Genomic DNA, 15,263 nt, shown 5'->3' with positions numbered 1-15,263 from the left:
CGATGCTCGACGAACTGGCCGCCGCGCTGCGCCGCCACCCTGACCGGCCAGCGGTGCTCACCACGGCCCGGTCCGGCCGGCCCCGCATCCGCGCCACCCGTGGCGAGCTGGCCGACCTCGCCGACGGGTACGCCGCAGCCCTGCACCACCACGGGCTGACCGCCGGGGACACCCTCGGCGTGGCGGTCCGCCCCGGCCCCCGGGCGCTGTCGATCCTGCTCGCCGCGCACCGGCTCGGGCTGCGGGCGGCGGTGCTCGACCCCAGCGCCGGCCCCGAGGTGCTCACCGCGCGGCTGGCCCTGGCCCGCCCCGCCCTCGTCGTCGCCGACGCGGCGGCGCAGGCGGTCGCAGGGTGGGCGCGACCGCTGGCCGGCCGGGCCCAGCTGGCCCTGCCCCGGCTGGCCGAGCTGGGCCCGGTGCGTACCGTGGGCCGTCGGCTGCCCGGCTGCGCCCCGGCACTGGGCCCCCGGTCGGGGCCGGTGCCCGACCGCACCGGGCAGGACGGCGACGCCGTCGTCATCTTCACCTCGGGCACGACCAGCAGCCCCCGGGCGGTGGTCCACCGGCGGGCCGGGCTGGACGCCGGGATGCGCGCCGTCGCAGACCTGGTCCGGCCGCTACCCGACGAACCGGTGCTCGGCGGCATGTTCTTCGTCCTGGTGCCCGCCCTGGCCAACGGCGCCCCCGTCGCCCTGCCGGCCCGGTCGCCCCGGGTGCTCGCCCGGCAGGTGGCCCGGCTGCGCCCGCAGGCCAGCTACCTCACCCCGCCCCAGCTGCGGGCGCTGCTGGCCCGGCGGCCCCGGCTGTCCGGCCGGTTCTACAGCGGCTCGGCGCCGGTGAGCGCCGCCCTGCTCGCCCGGCTCCGGCGGGCCGGCGCCGAGCAGGCGTGGGGGGTGTACGCGCTGACCGAACTCTTCCCGGCCGCCGCCGTCGAGGCCGGCGAGAAGGCCGCCTTCACCGGCGAGGGGGACCTCGTCGGGGCGCCGCTGCCGGGCGTGCGGACCCGGGTCGAGCCGGACGGGCGGCTGCTGCTCACCGGCCCCGGCCAGGCGCACCGCTACCTGGGTGAGGCCCCGCACGAGTGGGTGGACACCGGCGACGTCGCCCGGCTCGACGGCGGTCGGGTCGTCCTCGGCGGGCGGAGCAAGGACATGATCCTGCGCGGCGCGGAGAACATCTACCCCGGCCTGTACGAGCCGGCCCTGCACGTCCCCGGGGTCAACCTGGCGGTACTGGTCGGCGTGCCGGCCGGGGACGGCGACGAACGGCTCGTCGCCGTCGTCGAGCCCGAGCCGGGCGCCGACCCGGGCCGGCTGCGGGCCGCACTCGGCCCGGTCCTGGCCCGGATGGGTGCCGCCCGGCCCGACTCGCTGGTCTTCGCCCCGGTGCCGACCAAGGGCCGTTCCCGCAAGCCGGACCGGGCCGCCGCGGCCACCCTCGCCGCCGCTGCGACCGACCGGCGTGCCCCGGCGGGCGGACGACGCCGTGGCTGACCGGCGAGGGGGCGCCCGCGCCGGGCGCGTGCGCGAGCCCTGGTGGACGGTCGACGCCGTGGCTGACCGGCGCGTGGGCGAGCCCTGGTGGACGGTCGGCGCCGTGGCTGACGGGCCGGCCGACGCCCCCGCCCGGGACGCGCGGCGCCCTGCGCGGAGCCGGGGACGACGCCGGGACCGCCGGGTCTACCTGCGGCGGTACCCGGTGCTGTTCACCCTGCTCGCGGCCACCCGGCGCTGGCCGGCGGTGCGGCTGGGGCGGACGCTCGTGGTGCACGACCCGGACGGCTACCTCGACGCGCTCACCCGGACCCCCCTGGACCGGGCCGCCGCCGGCACCGTGGGCGGCACCGCCCACCGGCTCGGCACCGACGGGCTCCTGTTCGACCAGCAGGGCCCCGAGCACCGGCAGGCCCGCCGCGCCCTCACCGACGGCCTCGGCCCCGCCGGGGTGGCCCGGCTGCGTCCAATCTGGACGGCGGTGCTGCGGCGGCGGCTGGCCCCGCTGGGGGCAGGCGAACCGGTGGACCTGGTGCCCGTGGTCGCCGAGCTGGCCGGCGCCACCACGGCGGCGCTGCTCGGGGTGGACGCCGACCCGGTCGCGCTGGCCGAGGCGGCCCGCCATGCCGCCGCCACGACCGCCGCCGAGCAGCTCCCCGGCCCGCGCCCACCCGGGCGGGCCCGTGCCGCCCGCCGGGCCGTCGCCGACCTGGCCGAGCTGCTCGACCTGCCGCCGGAGCACGCCGGCCTGGCCGGCATGCTGGCGCTCGCCGCGGTCAACACCACCGTGTCCGGCATCCCGCGCGCGGTCGCCTGGTGCGCCGACGACCGGCTGTGGGACCGGGTCGACGCGGCCGGCAGCCGGGCCGTCCTGGTCGACGAGCTGCTGCGGGTCACCGCGCCGAGCCCGGTGCTGCCCCGGGTCGCCGCCGGGGCCGCGACCGTGGCCGGCTGCCCGGTCCGGGCCGGGGACCGGCTGCTGCTGGTCGCCCGGCACGCCGCCGGGGCGCACCGCGCCGGGCCGGACTGCGCCGCGCCGGCGCCGGCCCGGACCGCCCGGCTGGTCTTCGGCGCGGGCCAGCACTCCTGCCCGGGGGCCCGGCTGGCCCGCGCGCAGCTCGCCGACACCCTCGCCGCCCTGGCGCCGTACCGGCCGGTCGTGGTGCGGGCCCGCGCCGACGGGCGCGCGGCGCTGCCCGGCTGGGCGCGACTGGTGATCAGGGCCGGCCGGTGAACCGCACCGGGACCGACGATCACGGCGGGTTGGCGAATCTCGACGGCGCCGAGGTGGTGGTCACCGGCGCGAGCGGGTTCTGCGGGTCGGCCGTGGCGCGGGCCGCCGAGGCGGCCGGGGCCCGGGTGTGCTGCCTCGGCCGGCGACCCGGCCCGGTGGGCCGGCACGTGCCGTGGGACGCCGGCCGCGACGTGCCCGACCTCGCCGGGGCCGACCTGGTCATCCACCTCGCCGCGGCCGTCGGCGACCCGGTGCCCGGCCCGGCGGCCGAGCGCGCCTACCGGGCGGTCAACGTGGACGGCACGGCCCGGCTGCTCGCCGCCGCCGGGGGCCGCCCGCTGGTCTGGGTGAGCAGCGCCAGCGTCTACCGGCCGGGGGGAGCGACCCTGGTCACCGAGGACCACCCGGTCGACGGGCAGCTCTCCGCGTACGGGCGCACCAAGGCCGCCGGGGAGCGGCTCGCACTGGCGGCCGGGGCCGTCGTGCTGCGCCCCCGCGCCGTGTACGGGCCCGGCGACCCGCACCTGCTGCCCCGCCTGCTGCGGGCCCGCCGGGGCGGGTGGCTGCCCGTGCCCGGCCCCGACGTCCGGCTCAGCCTCACCGCCGTGCAGAATCTCGCCGACGCCTGTTTGGCGGCGACCGGCTGGCCTGCCGGCGCCTACAACATCGCCGACGACCGACCGTACTGGCGTGATGCCGTGCTGCGCGGGGTGCTCGCCGCGACGGGTGCCCCGGCCCGGCTCCTGCACCTGCCGGTGGGCCTGGCCGCCGGTGCGGCGGGCGCGGCGACCGCGTTGTCCCGGCTGACCTGCCGCGCGCCGGTGCTGACCCGGTACGCCGTCGACCAGCTCGCCCGGGCCATGGTGCTGGACATCAGCCGGGCGCGCGCGCAGGGCTACCGGCCAGCTCACCGCTTCGGCGACCACCTGGGCGTCCCGCTGCCGGTCCCGCCATCACGGGAGCCCCGTCCCGCGCACTGATCGCCGCCTCCCTACCGAACTCGCCCGAAGTTGTCCACCTCCCAGGAATTTCGTCCCGCCCATTAGGATGACCGGAGATCTTGGAAGGAAGTGGCCCCTGGAGGGGCCATTTCCTTCCAAGATCTCTCATGTGTCAGTCATGATCCGGCCTGGCGTCGGAAATGGCGCTCCTTGATGGTGTACGGGGTGAGGGCCCGGGGCCCTGGGGCCGCACCCGCCGGGGTGAGACCGTCGGCCCGGGACCGGCGGGTGCCGGGCCCGGGCCGACGGCGACGTCACAGGGTGGTGCAGACGACGCCGTTGAGGGTGAACGCGGTCGGCAGGACGTTCGGGCCGCCGTACGAGCCGACGAAGCCGGCGCTCGTGCTGCCCCCGCCGCCGGCGATCTGCCGGTTGTCGGCGGTGTTGGTGACCCGGACGGTCCGGCCCACCTGCTCCCAGTTCGCGCTCCAGCCGCTGTTCACCTGCTGCCAGGTGGTGGGCCAGGTCCAGGTGAGCGTCCAGCCGTTGATCGGGGCGGCCCCGTTGTTGACGATGTCGACGGCGCCGACGTAGCCGTTGCCCCAGTTCGAGGTGTCGGTCAGGCGGACACCGCACGAACTGGTGGCGGGGCTGCCGGTGGTGAAGGTGAGCGGCGGTGAGGACCAGGAGACCCGGCCGGCGGTGTCCCGGGTCAGCACGTTGACCGTGTACCTGCCGCCGGGGACGAGGTTGCCGACCGTGAGCGAGGTCGCCGAGGTCTCGCCGAGCTGCTCGCTGACCGCCCCGTTCTGCCGGTACACCTCGTACTTGGCGATCGGGCTGCGGCCCGGGGCGGCCGCGGGCCAGGAGATCGTCGCGGCCCGGTCGGTGACGGCGGCGGCGGTGGGCTGGCCCGGCGCGCCGGGCTGCCCGGTGACCGCGCCGGCCGGTCGCAGCACGAGCGTGGTCAGCGAGTACGGCGGCAGGACCCGGCTGGTCGCGCTGCCCGACTGGCCGGTGGCGATGGCGGTGGCGCCGTTGGTGTGGCTGTGCACCGTCGGCGCGGCGCCAGACGGGGTGAACCCGGCGTAGTCGATGGTGACCGGGTGCGCGTTGTCCGGGTCCTTGTTGACCAGCAGCACCGCGAGGTCCCCGTTGGCCCGGCGCGCGGCGTGCGCGGTGACCAGCGGCTCGTTGGTGCCGGCGCGGACGAACTGGTCGCCGGCCCGGGCGAACAGGTTCATCATGGACAGCCCGTGGTACGGCGCGAACGGCGTGTTCAGCGGCGGCTCGCAGACCGACCCGTCGGCGGTGCAGCCCCCGCTGGAGAGGATGCCGAAGTCGCCGTAGTCGGTGTGCCCCGCCACCTGCGAGACCGTGCCGATGCCGTTGTGCACGTTCCACCACTGCACCGTGAAGACGCCGTTCTCCAGCAGGTCGCTGTAGGCGTCGGCGAGGAACAGCGCGGCCGGCTGGGTGGTCCGGCCCGCGTCGACGTTCAGCTCGGTGAAGCTGATGCCGATGCGTCCCGGGTTCGGCCCGGCGTACCGGGCGATCTGCTGCCGCAGCAGGTGGGTCGCGTCGTCGATGTGGCCGGTGCGCTCCAGCGACTCGGCGGCGCTGCCGCCCGGGTACCAGTGCACGTCGACGAAGTCGATCTTCGGCCCGGCGAGCGAGAGGACGGTCCGGTTCCACGGGCCCGGGTCGCTGCCGGCGGTGATGCCGTCCGGCCAGTTCCCCGGCATGGTCAGCACCGCGCCGACCTTGATGGTGGGGTCGACCGCCTTCATCGCGTCGGCGTAGTCGACGACCAGCCGGGCGTACTGGGTGGCGCTCTTGTCGGGGTGGTCGTCGGCCTCCCAGGCCGACCCGTAGTGGCCGTTTCCGTAGTTCTCGTTGCCGACCGCCCAGTACTTCGCGCCGTAGCCCTTGGTGACGTTGGCGTACCGCACCCAGTCGGCGGCCTCGGCCGGCGTGCCGGTGCCGTAGTTCGCGATGATCATCGGCTGGGCGCCGACCCGCCGGGCCCCGGCCATGAACGTGTCGAAGTCGGTGTTGGGGGCGACGTACCCGCCGGGGGCGGTGTGGTTCTTCCAGTGGTAGATGTCGGCGTACGAGCCGCCCGGGTACCGCAGCATCTTCACGCCGGCGCCGCGCAACAGGTCCGACGTCTCGTCGGTGCCCAGGTTCTGGTCCCAGATGGCCTGGTTGACGCCCAGCGCGGTGTCCGGCACGGTCGCCAGTCCCGCCCGCGCGTTGACGGTGACGGCGACCGGGGTGGTGGTCGCCGCGCTGACGCTCGGCGGGCTGACCGTGGCCGACGCCGCCGCGACGAGCAGCAGGCTCGCGGCGAGGGCCGGCCAGCGGCGGCGGGCGGACCGGGCCGGGCGTGACGGTGGGGGCTGCGCGGGGCACCCGGGGCTGATCGGGTTCTGCATGGTGGAGTTTCCTTCGTGGGTACGACGGAGACTCGCCCGGGCCGGTGACGGGTGGTTCGCACCTGCGGGTGCGCCGGGGCGGCGGCGGGCGGACTCGTGGACGGACTGCCCGGTGGTCATCGCAGTTGCCGCCGTCCCCCGCAGGCCGTGCTGGCCCCCGGTTGCCCATCGGACGACTGTCAGCCCCGCGCGGCGACTAAATCGACGCATCAGAATCTCACGGCGGTCCCGGGTAGCTCAAGGCCGCCCCGGACGCTTTCGCCCCGGGCCGCTTCCCGTTCCCGACCCGGTCCGGCGTCGTACCCGGGATCGCCGGGTGGCCGGCCGGGTCAGGTGTTGACCGGGCGGCGGGCGACCAGGAGGACGTGGGTGACCGGCCAGTCCAGCGGCTGGCCGTCCGGGGTGGACAGGGCGGCGACCGGGTCGAGGCGATTGGTGGCGATCCAGTCGTTGCGGTACGGCCCGCTGGCGGGGCCGACCTCGAAGCCGACGTCGGCCAGCAGCGCCTTCCAGTCGGCGTACTCCAGGCCGCAGAACTGCTCCTGGGTCTCCGACAGCCAGTTGTCGGTGTAGTCCTTGCGGGTCAGGAAGTCCATCGCCGCGCCCAGCGTCAGTTCCACCACCGCCCCGGCCGGGTCCGCCACCGGCCGGTACGCGAACGGGAACCGCCAGTCGACCGCGAACTGATCCAGCCGGGCCCGCGTCGACAGCCCGGCGACGTGGGCCGCCGCCTCCGCCGGCGACAGGGACGCCAGGTCGGTGCGCGGCCGGGCCGGGTTGGTGCCGTCCGCCGTCGCCAGGCGCAGTCGCACCGTCCGGTCCTGGCCGTCCGGCCCGCACACGTCGCTGTTGATCCATACCCCGCCGGGCACGGTGTGGTCGTAGATGGCCTGCACGAACCGGCGCAGCGAGGCCATCCTGTCGCCGTACGACCAGATCTCGTGGGTCAGCGCGAAGGTCATCGTGGTGTCCACCGAGCGCGGCGCGAACACCGCCCCGCCGAGCACGTTGCGGCGGTAGAAGAAGACGTTGGGGTTGGTGAAGAAGCCCTGTGCCTTCTTGTGCACGCACTCCTCGAACAGGTGCCGGGCCACCTCGACGCCGATCAGGTCGCTCTCCCGCAGGGCCGGCTCCCGGTCGGCCAACTCCAGCACGGCGCCGGCGCCGCAGCCGATGTCGACGATCCGCCCCGGCCGGACGCGCTCGCGCACCGCCGCCCACTTGCGCTGCGCGGCGTCGGCGAACGCCTCGGCGTACGTCCGGTAGTCGCGGGTGGGGGTCAGGCCGCCCTCGTCGCCGACGACGGGGTCGTTGACCACCGCCCGCACCAGGTCGTCGAGGCGGTAGCGGGCGTACACGTCGATCGTCGCGGGGTGGGCGAGGTGACGCCACGACGGGTCGCCGTCGGCCAGCCGCAGGAGCACGTCCCACGGCCGGGCGGGTGCTGGCGCGACGTCGGCCTCCACCCCGGCGATGGGGAAGCCGAGCCGTTCGTACATCGCGGCCACCTCCGGGGTGGAGCAGGCGACCACCGTGTCCGCCGGAGTCAGCTCCAGGCCGGCGGTCGCCGCCACGTTCTTCAGGGTCACCTCGGCGAACCGGTCCGTCACGGCGGTGTCGAAGACCGGGACGACCACCGAGCGGAGCCCGGCGAGGACGCTGAACCGCTCGATCGCGGCCTCCCGGCGGTGGTAGGGGACCGGGTTGCGCCGGGTGTTCTCGTGGTTGGCCGAGGTGACCGCCCAGACCACGGTGGCCCCGTCGCCGTCGCCGTCGCCGGAGCCGGCGAGCTGGCGCAGGTACTCCGCCTGGAAGCGGGTCAACAGATGGTGGCGGCCGGGAAAGAGCAGGTAGCGCGGCATGTGATGTTCCTAGCCGATGCCGGTCGGGCACCTTCGCGCAGGGGCCGACCTGCCTGACCACTCGCGGGGAGGTGGGGCCGGCGTCGCGCGCCCAGCCCGCGTGCGGCGTCGCGTGCCCACCGGTCACCCGTGAGCGCGGCGAGCACCGCGCTCACGCCCGTGGGTAGACTCCGCGTCGCGGTCGGATCACCGTGTGCTGGTGTCGTGACGGGGCAAGGGACGGGGTGACCACCAGGTGAGGACTCTGCCCGCCGCCGCCGCCGACGCCGCGTCCACCGCCCTGATGGTCCTCGGCCCCGACGGCCGGTGCCTGTGGTCGAACGAGGCCGCGCGGCGGTTGGGCGTCCGGCCGGAGGACCTGCCGGTGACCCAGGTGGAGCCGGGCGGCCCGGCCGTCGAGGCCCCCTGGCCCGACGCCGCCGGCCCCGCCCGCTGGCTCCAGGTGCGCTGCCAGGGGATACACCACGAAGGGCAGTGCCTGCGACTGTACGAGGTGCGCGATGTCACCGCCGAGCGCCGGGAGCGCGAGCAGGGGCGCAACCACCGCTGGCGCCTGGCCCACATCGAGCAGCTCGCCAAGGTGGGCAGCTGGGAGTGGGACGTGCCGACCGGCGAGATCGTCTGGTCTGACGTGCTGCTGCAGATGGTCGGCTTCCCGCCGGGCACCGCGCTGGACTACCCGTCGTACCGGAAGCTGCTGCACCCCGACGACGTAGCCATGATCGAGCGGACCCTGCAGACCGCGCTGCGCACGGGGGCGCCGTTCTCGTTCACCCACCGGATGTACCTCGCGGACCGCGAGACGTTGCGCGTCTTCGAGTGCTACGGCGAGGTCTTCACCGACGGGGACGGCGCACCGGCGCGCGTCCTGGGCACCGCCCACGACATCACCGAGAGGCGCCGGGCCCAGGACGAGCTGGTCCGGCTGGCCGAGCACGACCCGCTGACCGACCTGCCGAACCGCCGGGCCCTGCTCGCCCGCCTCGACGACCTGCTGGTCCCGGGCGGCGACCCGTCCGGCGCGCTGCTGCTGATCGACATCGACAACTTCAAGGACATCAACGACGTGCACGGGCACGGCGTGGGAGACGACGTGCTGCGGGTGCTGGCCCGGCTGCTCGCCCACCACCTGCCGCCCGGCACGGTGCTGGGCCGGTTGGGTGGCGACGAGTTCGCGGTCGTGCTGCCCGACGCCTCGGCCTGCGACGCCCTCGCCGTCGCCGAGGGCCTGTGCAACGCAGCCGTGGGCACCCCGGTGCCGCTGACCGACGCCGGGCTGCGGGTCACCCTGAGCATCGGGGCCGCCTCGCTGCGGCCCGGCGACAGCCGGGACGTGGTGCTCGCCCACGCCGACCTCGCCCTGTACGAGGCGAAGAACGCCGGCCGCAACCGGGCCCGGCTGTACCTCCCGGAGCAGTACCGGCACGCGGTGCAGCGGGTCAACGTGGTGACCCGGGTCCGCAGCGCCCTCGACGAGCACCGGATGCAACTCGACGCCCAGCCGATCGTCGACCTGCTGACCGGCGAGGTGGTCAGCCACGAGTTGCTCATCCGGCTACGCGACGGCCGGCAGCCGCCGCTGCCCCCGGCCGACTTCCTGCCCACGGTGGAACGCGACGACCTGATCGGCGAGCTCGACCGGTGGGTGGTGGCCACCGCCACGTCGGCGCTGGCCGATCGGTGGGCCGCGGCGGCCGGGATGTGCTTCGACGTCAACATCTCCGCCCGCTCGATGGAGTCGCCGGGCTTCGGCGACTGGGTGGTGGGGCGGCTGCGCGCGGCCGGCGTCGAGGCTGGCCGACTGGGCCTGGAGGTGACCGAGACGGCGGCGATCACCAACGTGGCGGCGGTCCGCAACCTGGCCCGTACGCTGCGCAACGCCGGCTGCCGGTTGAGCCTGGACGACTTCGGCGCCGGGTTCGGGTCTTTCACCTACCTCAAGCACCTGCCGTTCAGCACCGTGAAGATCGCCGGTGACTTCGTCCACCAGGCCGACCGGGGCGGAGCCGACCCCGTCCTCATCGACGCGGTCGTCCGCGCCGCGCACGGGCTGGGCATGCACACGGTCGCCGAGTCGGTCGACCGTGAACCGCTGGTGCCCGCGCTGCGCCGGCTGGGTGTCGACGCCGGCCAGGGCTTCCACCTGGGACGCCCGGTCCCGTTGGACATCCTGCTCGGCTCGGTCCGCGACGAGGGACAGGCCCGCGCCCCGGCCGACGCCGTGGCACGACATTCGGACCGGACACGGGTCGCCCCGCCGGGACCTGACCGCGGCAGCCGGCGAGGGCGGCGTTGACGGCGGCGAACCCCGCACGCGATGGCGGTTCGCGGCGCGTACCCGCTGGTGGACCGGGTGGCCGGGCGTAGGCTGGCGGCCGTGGATCAAGAAGACCGGATCGCCCTTTTCCTCGACTACGAGAACCTCGCCCTGGGGGCCCGCGAACACCTCGGCGGCATGGCGTTCGACCTGCGTCCCATCGCCGACGCCCTCGCCGAGCGCGGTCGGGTGGTCGTGCGGCGGGCGTACGCCGACTGGTCGTACTTCGACGAGGACCGCCGGATGCTCACCCGGTCCCACGTCGAGCTGATCGAGATGCCCCAGCGGATGGGCGCGTCGCGCAAGAACGCCGCCGACATCAAGATGGCCGTCGACGCCGTCGAGTTGGCCTTCGAGCGCGCGTACGTCTCGACGTTCGTGATCTGCACCGGTGACAGCGACTTCACCCCGCTGGTGCACAAGCTGCGCGAGTTGAACAAGCGCGTCATCGGCGTGGGCGTGGAGAAGTCCACCTCGGCGCTGCTGCCGCCCGCGTGCGACGAGTTCCTCTACTACGACCGCCTCGAGGGCGTCGACGTCCCGCCGGCCCGGGCCAAGCGCAACCGCCCGGCGCGGCTGCCCAGCCCGGAGCCGCAGCCGGTGGAGCAGGAACCCGAGCCCCAGCCTGCGGTCGAGGAGCCCGTGCGCGACGTCGACACCCTCTCCGTCCTGGTGGCCCAGACGGTGGCCGGCCTCCAGGGCAGCTCCGGCGGCGAGGTGACCGCCTCGACGCTGAAGCGCACCCTGCTGCGCAAGGACCCGACCTTCAGCGAGTCCGACTACGGGTTCCGCACCTTCGGCGAGTTGCTGCGGCACCTCGCCGCGCAGCGGGTGATCGAGCTGGCGGAGGGCCCGGCCAAGGGCGACCCGGAGGTGTCCCTGCCCGAACACGGCGACCAGGAGGTGGCGTTCGCGCTGGTGCGCTCCGTGGTCCAGGACCTGGCCGGGGCCGACGGGGCGGTGGCCCTGTCCGGGCTGAAGAATCAGCTCCGCCGGGTCCGGCCCGACTTCAGCGAGAAGAAGCTCGGCTACCGAGGTTTCCTCCAGTTCTGCAAGGCGGCCGCCACCAGCGGGGCGGTCCGGCTGGAGTGGAACGCGGACGCGGACGACTACCTCCTCACCACGCCGACCACCTGACCGCGCCGCGCGAAAATGGGCCTGCACGCGGCGGAGTCGGTCGGTAGCGTGGGCGGGTGCCGCCGCAGATTCCCCACCCTGACCCCGGTGTCCCCGACACGAGAGGGCCGCTGAGCTACCTCTGGTGGCTGGTCCGCTGCCAGCCCTGGCGGGTGCTGCGCGGCAGCCTGTTCGGCACGGCCTGGATGATCGGGCTGTCGGTCCGGCCGTACCTGATCTCCCGCGCCGTCGACGACGGGCTGCGCGCCGGCGACGACGCCGCTCTGCTGCTCTGGGTCGCGGCGATCGTCCTCGCGGGCGTCCTCCTGGCCTGGCTCGGCATCATGCGGCACCGCACGATGACCTTCATCCGGGAGGACGCGACGGCCCGCTCGGCGGCGGTCCTGCTGCGCCAGCTCGCCCGGATCGGCGCGGTGCTGCCGCGCCGGCTCGCCGCCGGGGAGGTGGCCACCGTCGGCGGCTCCGACATCAGCCACACCTCGCAGGTGCTGACGCTGACCGGGCCGGGGGTGGGCGCGGTCGTCGCGTACGCGGTCATCGCCGTCGTGCTGTGGTCGGTGTCCCCGCTGCTCGCGGTGTGTGTGCTGCTGGGCGTGCCGGCGATCGCGCTCGTCGTCGGGCCGCTGCTGCGCCGCCTCGAACGGGCCGAGTCGGTCTACCGGCAGCAGCAGGGCGAGCTCACCACCCAGGCCGGCGACATCGTGGCCGGGCTGCGGGTCCTCGCCGGGGTCGGCGGCCGGGGCCTGTTCGCCCGCCGGTACGCCGCCGGTTCCCGGCGCCTGCTGGCCGAGGGCTACCGGGTCGGGGCCGTCAACAGCTGGATCGACGCGCTGACGGTCGCCATCCCGGGGCTGTTCCTCGCGGCCGTGGTGTGGCTCGCCGCCCGGATGGCGGTGACCGGCGACATCACCATCGGGCAGCTGGTCGCCGTCTACGGCTACGTGGCGACCCTCATCGTGCCGGTCTGGTTCCTGCTGGAGGGCAGCTACCAGCTGATCCGGGGCCGGGTCGCCGCCAGCCGGATCGTCGCCCTGCTCAACCTGCTCCCCGACGACGCCGGCGGCCCGCGCGAGCCGGCCGAGCCGCGCCAGCCGTGCAAGCCGGCCGAGCCGCGCCAGTTCGCCGAGCCGCGCCGGGCTGCTGAAGCGTGGCGGGCCGCCGAGCCGGCCGCCCGGCCCGAGGGTGGCCCACCGGCCACCGTGCCCACCGCCCGCCCGCCCGGGATCCCGGCCGCCCCGGGCCGGCCCGGTGACCTGCACGACCCGGCCACCGGGCTGACCGTCCCGGCCGGCCGGCTGGTCGGCGTCGCCGCCGCCGACCCCGGCGAGGCCGACGCGCTCGCCGACCGGCTCGGCCGGTACGTCCCCGGCGACGTCACCTGGGGCGGCGTGCCACTGGCCGCGATCCCGCTCGACGACGTGCGGGGCCGGATCCTGGTCGCCGACCACGACTCCTACCTCTTCGCCGGCACGCTGCGCGACATCCTGCGGGCCGGGCGGGCCGGCGACCAGGTCGGCAGGGTCGGCGACCGGGCTGGGCCGGCCGGCGACCGGGGCGGGGCAGCCGGGGACCGGGTCCGGCGGGCCGGCGGCGACGACCGGGTCGACGAACACCGGGCCCACGCCGCCACCGACGATGCGCGGCTGACGGCGGGCCTGCGGGCAGCGTCGGCCGAAGAGGTCGTCGACGCGCTGCCGGACGGCCTCGACACCCCGCTCGGCGCGCGCGCCCGCACGCTCTCCGGCGGCCAGCGGCAACGGGTCCGGCTGGCCCGGGCGCTGCTCGCCGAGCCGGAGGTGCTGATCCTGATCGACCCGACGTCCGCCGTGGACGCGCACACCGAGGCGCGGATCGCCGAGCGGCTGCGGGCTGCGCGGGCCGGCCGGACCACGATCCTGCTCACCACCTCGCCGCTGCTGCTCGGCCACGCCGACACTGTCGCCCACCTGCGCGCCGGCCGGATCGTCGCCACCGGCACCCACGCCGAGCTGCTCGACCGCGACCGTGGCTACCGGGCGCTGGTGGCCCGGGACGGCGACGCCGTCGACCTCGACCCGTCCGCCGGGGTCGAGGGGGCGCTGCGGTGAGCGGGCTGCCGGTGGCGGACCGGGCCGCCGTACGCCGGGCCACGGTGGACCTCGTCGGCCGGGACCGGCGGGCGGTCGCCGTCGTGCTGGCGCTGCACGTCGCCGCCACGGTCGCCGGGCTCGCCGCGCCGTGGCTGCTCGGCCGCATCGTGGACCAGGTCGGCGCGGGCACCGGCGTGGCCACCGTGGACCAGCTGGCGCTGGCGATCGTCGGCTGCGTGCTGGCGCAGGCGCTGATCTCCCGGTACGCCCAGTACGCCGGCCACCGGTTCGGGGAGCGGGCCGTCGCGCGGCTGCGCGAGGAGTTCGTCCGGCGGACCCTCGCCCTGCCCGTCTCCGTCGTCGAGCGGGTCGGCTCCGGCGACCTGGCGACCCGCAGCTCGGTCGACGTGTCGACCGTCGGGACCACCGTCCGCGACGTCGTGCCCACCATGGTCATCGCGTCGGCGCAGCTGGCGCTGCTGTTCGGGGCGATCTTCCTGTTGCACCCGCTGCTGGGCCTGGTCGCCCTGGCCGGGCTGCCGTCGATCTGGGCGGTGACCCGCTGGTACCTGCGCCGGGCCAGCCCCGCCTACCTCGCCGAGGGGGCCGCCACCGCCGAGCTGACCGAGACGCTGACCACCACCGCCGAGGGCGCCCGCACCGTGGAGGCGCTGCGGCTGGCCGATGAGCGGATCGGGCACGGCACAAACCGCATCGCCCGACTCTGGGGCACCCGGCGGGCGACCCTCGCGCTGCGGACGGTGTTCTTCACGGTGGTGGAGGCCAGCTATTCGCTGCCGGTCGCCGCGGTGCTGCTCGCCGGCGGTTACCTGCTGTTCCGGGGGACGGTGTCGCTGGGGGAGGTGATCGCCGCCGCGCTCTACCTGCAACAGGCCATCGACCCGCTGGACCGGATCCTGATGTGGACCGAGCAGGCGCAGCGCGGCATCGCGTCGTACGCCCGGGTGCTCGGCGTCGGCGAGGTGCCGCCGGAACCACCCGGCACGGTCGCCCCGCCGCCGGGGCAGCGGCTCGTCGCGCGCGGGGTCCGCTTCTCGTACGCCGACGGCCGCGACGTCCTGCACGGCATCGACCTGGAGGTACGCCCCGGCGAGCGGCTGGCCGTCGTCGGCCCGTCGGGGGCGGGGAAGTCCACCCTGGCCCGGCTGTTCGCCGGCATCGACGCCCCCCGCGAGGGAGAGGTGAGCATCGGCGGCTGCCGGGTCACCGACCTGGACCCGGCCGAGCGGCGTCGCCGGATCGCCCTGGTCACCCAGGAACACCACGTCTTCATCGGCTCGGTCCGCGACAACCTCGCCTTCGCCGCGCCCGACGCCTCCGACGAGCGGATGCGCTCCGCGCTGGTCGCCGTGGGCGCCGACTGGTACGCCGACCTGCCCGACGGCCTCGACACCCCGCTCGGCGACGGCGCCCGGCAACTCGGCGCGGCCGAGGCCCAGCAGCTCGCGCTGGCCCGGCTGGTGCTCGCCGACCCGCACACGCTGATCCTCGACGAGGCGACCGCCGCGATGGACCCGACCACCGCCCGGCGTACCGAGCGGGCCCTCGCGGCGGTGCTCGCGGGGCGGACCGTCATCGCGATCGCGCACCGGCTCAACACCGCGCACGACGCGGACCGGGTCGCGGTGCTGGAGGACGGCCGGATCACCGAGCTGGGCAGCCACGACGAGCTGGTCCGCGCCGAAGGGACGTACGCCGCCCTCTGGCGCTCCTGGCACCACTGACGGTCTGGCGGCGCCCCGCCGGGGGAG

At 75.9% G+C, this 15,263-nt stretch carries 9 protein-coding genes; 7 read left to right on the top strand and 2 right to left on the bottom strand.

The window, feature by feature from the left end; translation table 11 throughout:
* Positions 1-2: 2 nt before the first annotated feature.
* From OG559_RS29325 to OG559_RS29315, 3 genes are read left to right on the top strand one after another with little or no spacing between them, the layout of a single operon-like run.
* Positions 3-1,493: a class I adenylate-forming enzyme family protein gene (locus OG559_RS29325; RefSeq protein WP_405109828.1), complete on the top strand. Its 1,491-nt coding sequence runs from the start codon at positions 3-5 to the stop codon at positions 1,491-1,493.
* Between the two features lie 58 nt (positions 1,494-1,551).
* The gene (locus tag OG559_RS29320) at positions 1,552-2,727 is read left to right on the top strand and encodes a cytochrome P450 (RefSeq protein ID WP_405109825.1); all 1,176 of its coding nucleotides are present in this window, start codon (positions 1,552-1,554) and stop codon (positions 2,725-2,727) included.
* Complete coding sequence (locus tag OG559_RS29315) at positions 2,724-3,707, top strand: NAD-dependent epimerase/dehydratase family protein (RefSeq protein WP_405109822.1); 984 nt, start codon at positions 2,724-2,726, stop codon at positions 3,705-3,707. Before OG559_RS29320 ends, OG559_RS29315 begins: the two co-directional genes overlap by 4 nt.
* 275 nt (positions 3,708-3,982) lie before the next feature.
* Here the strand turns inward: OG559_RS29315 and OG559_RS29310 are convergent, their stop codons facing one another.
* Together OG559_RS29310 and OG559_RS29305 are read right to left on the bottom strand one after the other, a co-directional pair.
* Positions 3,983-6,106, bottom strand: coding sequence for a cellulose binding domain-containing protein (locus OG559_RS29310; RefSeq protein WP_405109819.1), 2,124 nt, complete (start codon positions 6,104-6,106; stop codon positions 3,983-3,985).
* A gap of 329 nt (positions 6,107-6,435) precedes the next feature.
* Entirely contained in the window at positions 6,436-7,968 is a 1,533-nt protein-coding gene (locus tag OG559_RS29305) for a class I SAM-dependent methyltransferase (protein ID WP_405109817.1), read from the bottom strand.
* A 235-nt stretch (positions 7,969-8,203) separates the two neighbouring features.
* Here OG559_RS29305 and OG559_RS29300 point away from each other — a divergent pair, with 235 nt between their 5' ends.
* From OG559_RS29300 to OG559_RS29285, 4 genes are all read left to right on the top strand, one after another.
* Positions 8,204-10,264, top strand: a complete 2,061-nt coding sequence (locus OG559_RS29300) for a putative bifunctional diguanylate cyclase/phosphodiesterase (RefSeq protein WP_405109814.1) — start codon at positions 8,204-8,206, stop codon at positions 10,262-10,264.
* Positions 10,265-10,345: 81 nt separating this feature from the next.
* Positions 10,346-11,422, top strand: coding sequence for an NYN domain-containing protein (locus OG559_RS29295; protein ID WP_405109811.1), 1,077 nt, complete (start codon positions 10,346-10,348; stop codon positions 11,420-11,422).
* Between the two features lie 56 nt (positions 11,423-11,478).
* Positions 11,479-13,509, top strand: a complete 2,031-nt coding sequence (locus OG559_RS29290) for an ABC transporter ATP-binding protein (RefSeq protein WP_405109809.1) — start codon at positions 11,479-11,481, stop codon at positions 13,507-13,509.
* Positions 13,506-15,236: an ABC transporter ATP-binding protein gene (locus tag OG559_RS29285; RefSeq protein WP_405109806.1), complete on the top strand. Its 1,731-nt coding sequence runs from the start codon at positions 13,506-13,508 to the stop codon at positions 15,234-15,236. The genes OG559_RS29290 and OG559_RS29285 overlap by 4 nt, the downstream gene beginning before the upstream one ends.
* The last annotated feature ends 27 nt before the right edge of the window (positions 15,237-15,263 follow it).

This window comes from Micromonospora sp. NBC_01405 (genome assembly GCF_045040155.1).
Taxonomy (GTDB): Bacteria; Actinomycetota; Actinomycetes; order Mycobacteriales; family Micromonosporaceae; genus Micromonospora.
The sequence above is the reverse complement of the archived record's forward strand: the minus strand, read 5'-3'. Positions and strand labels throughout refer to the sequence as shown.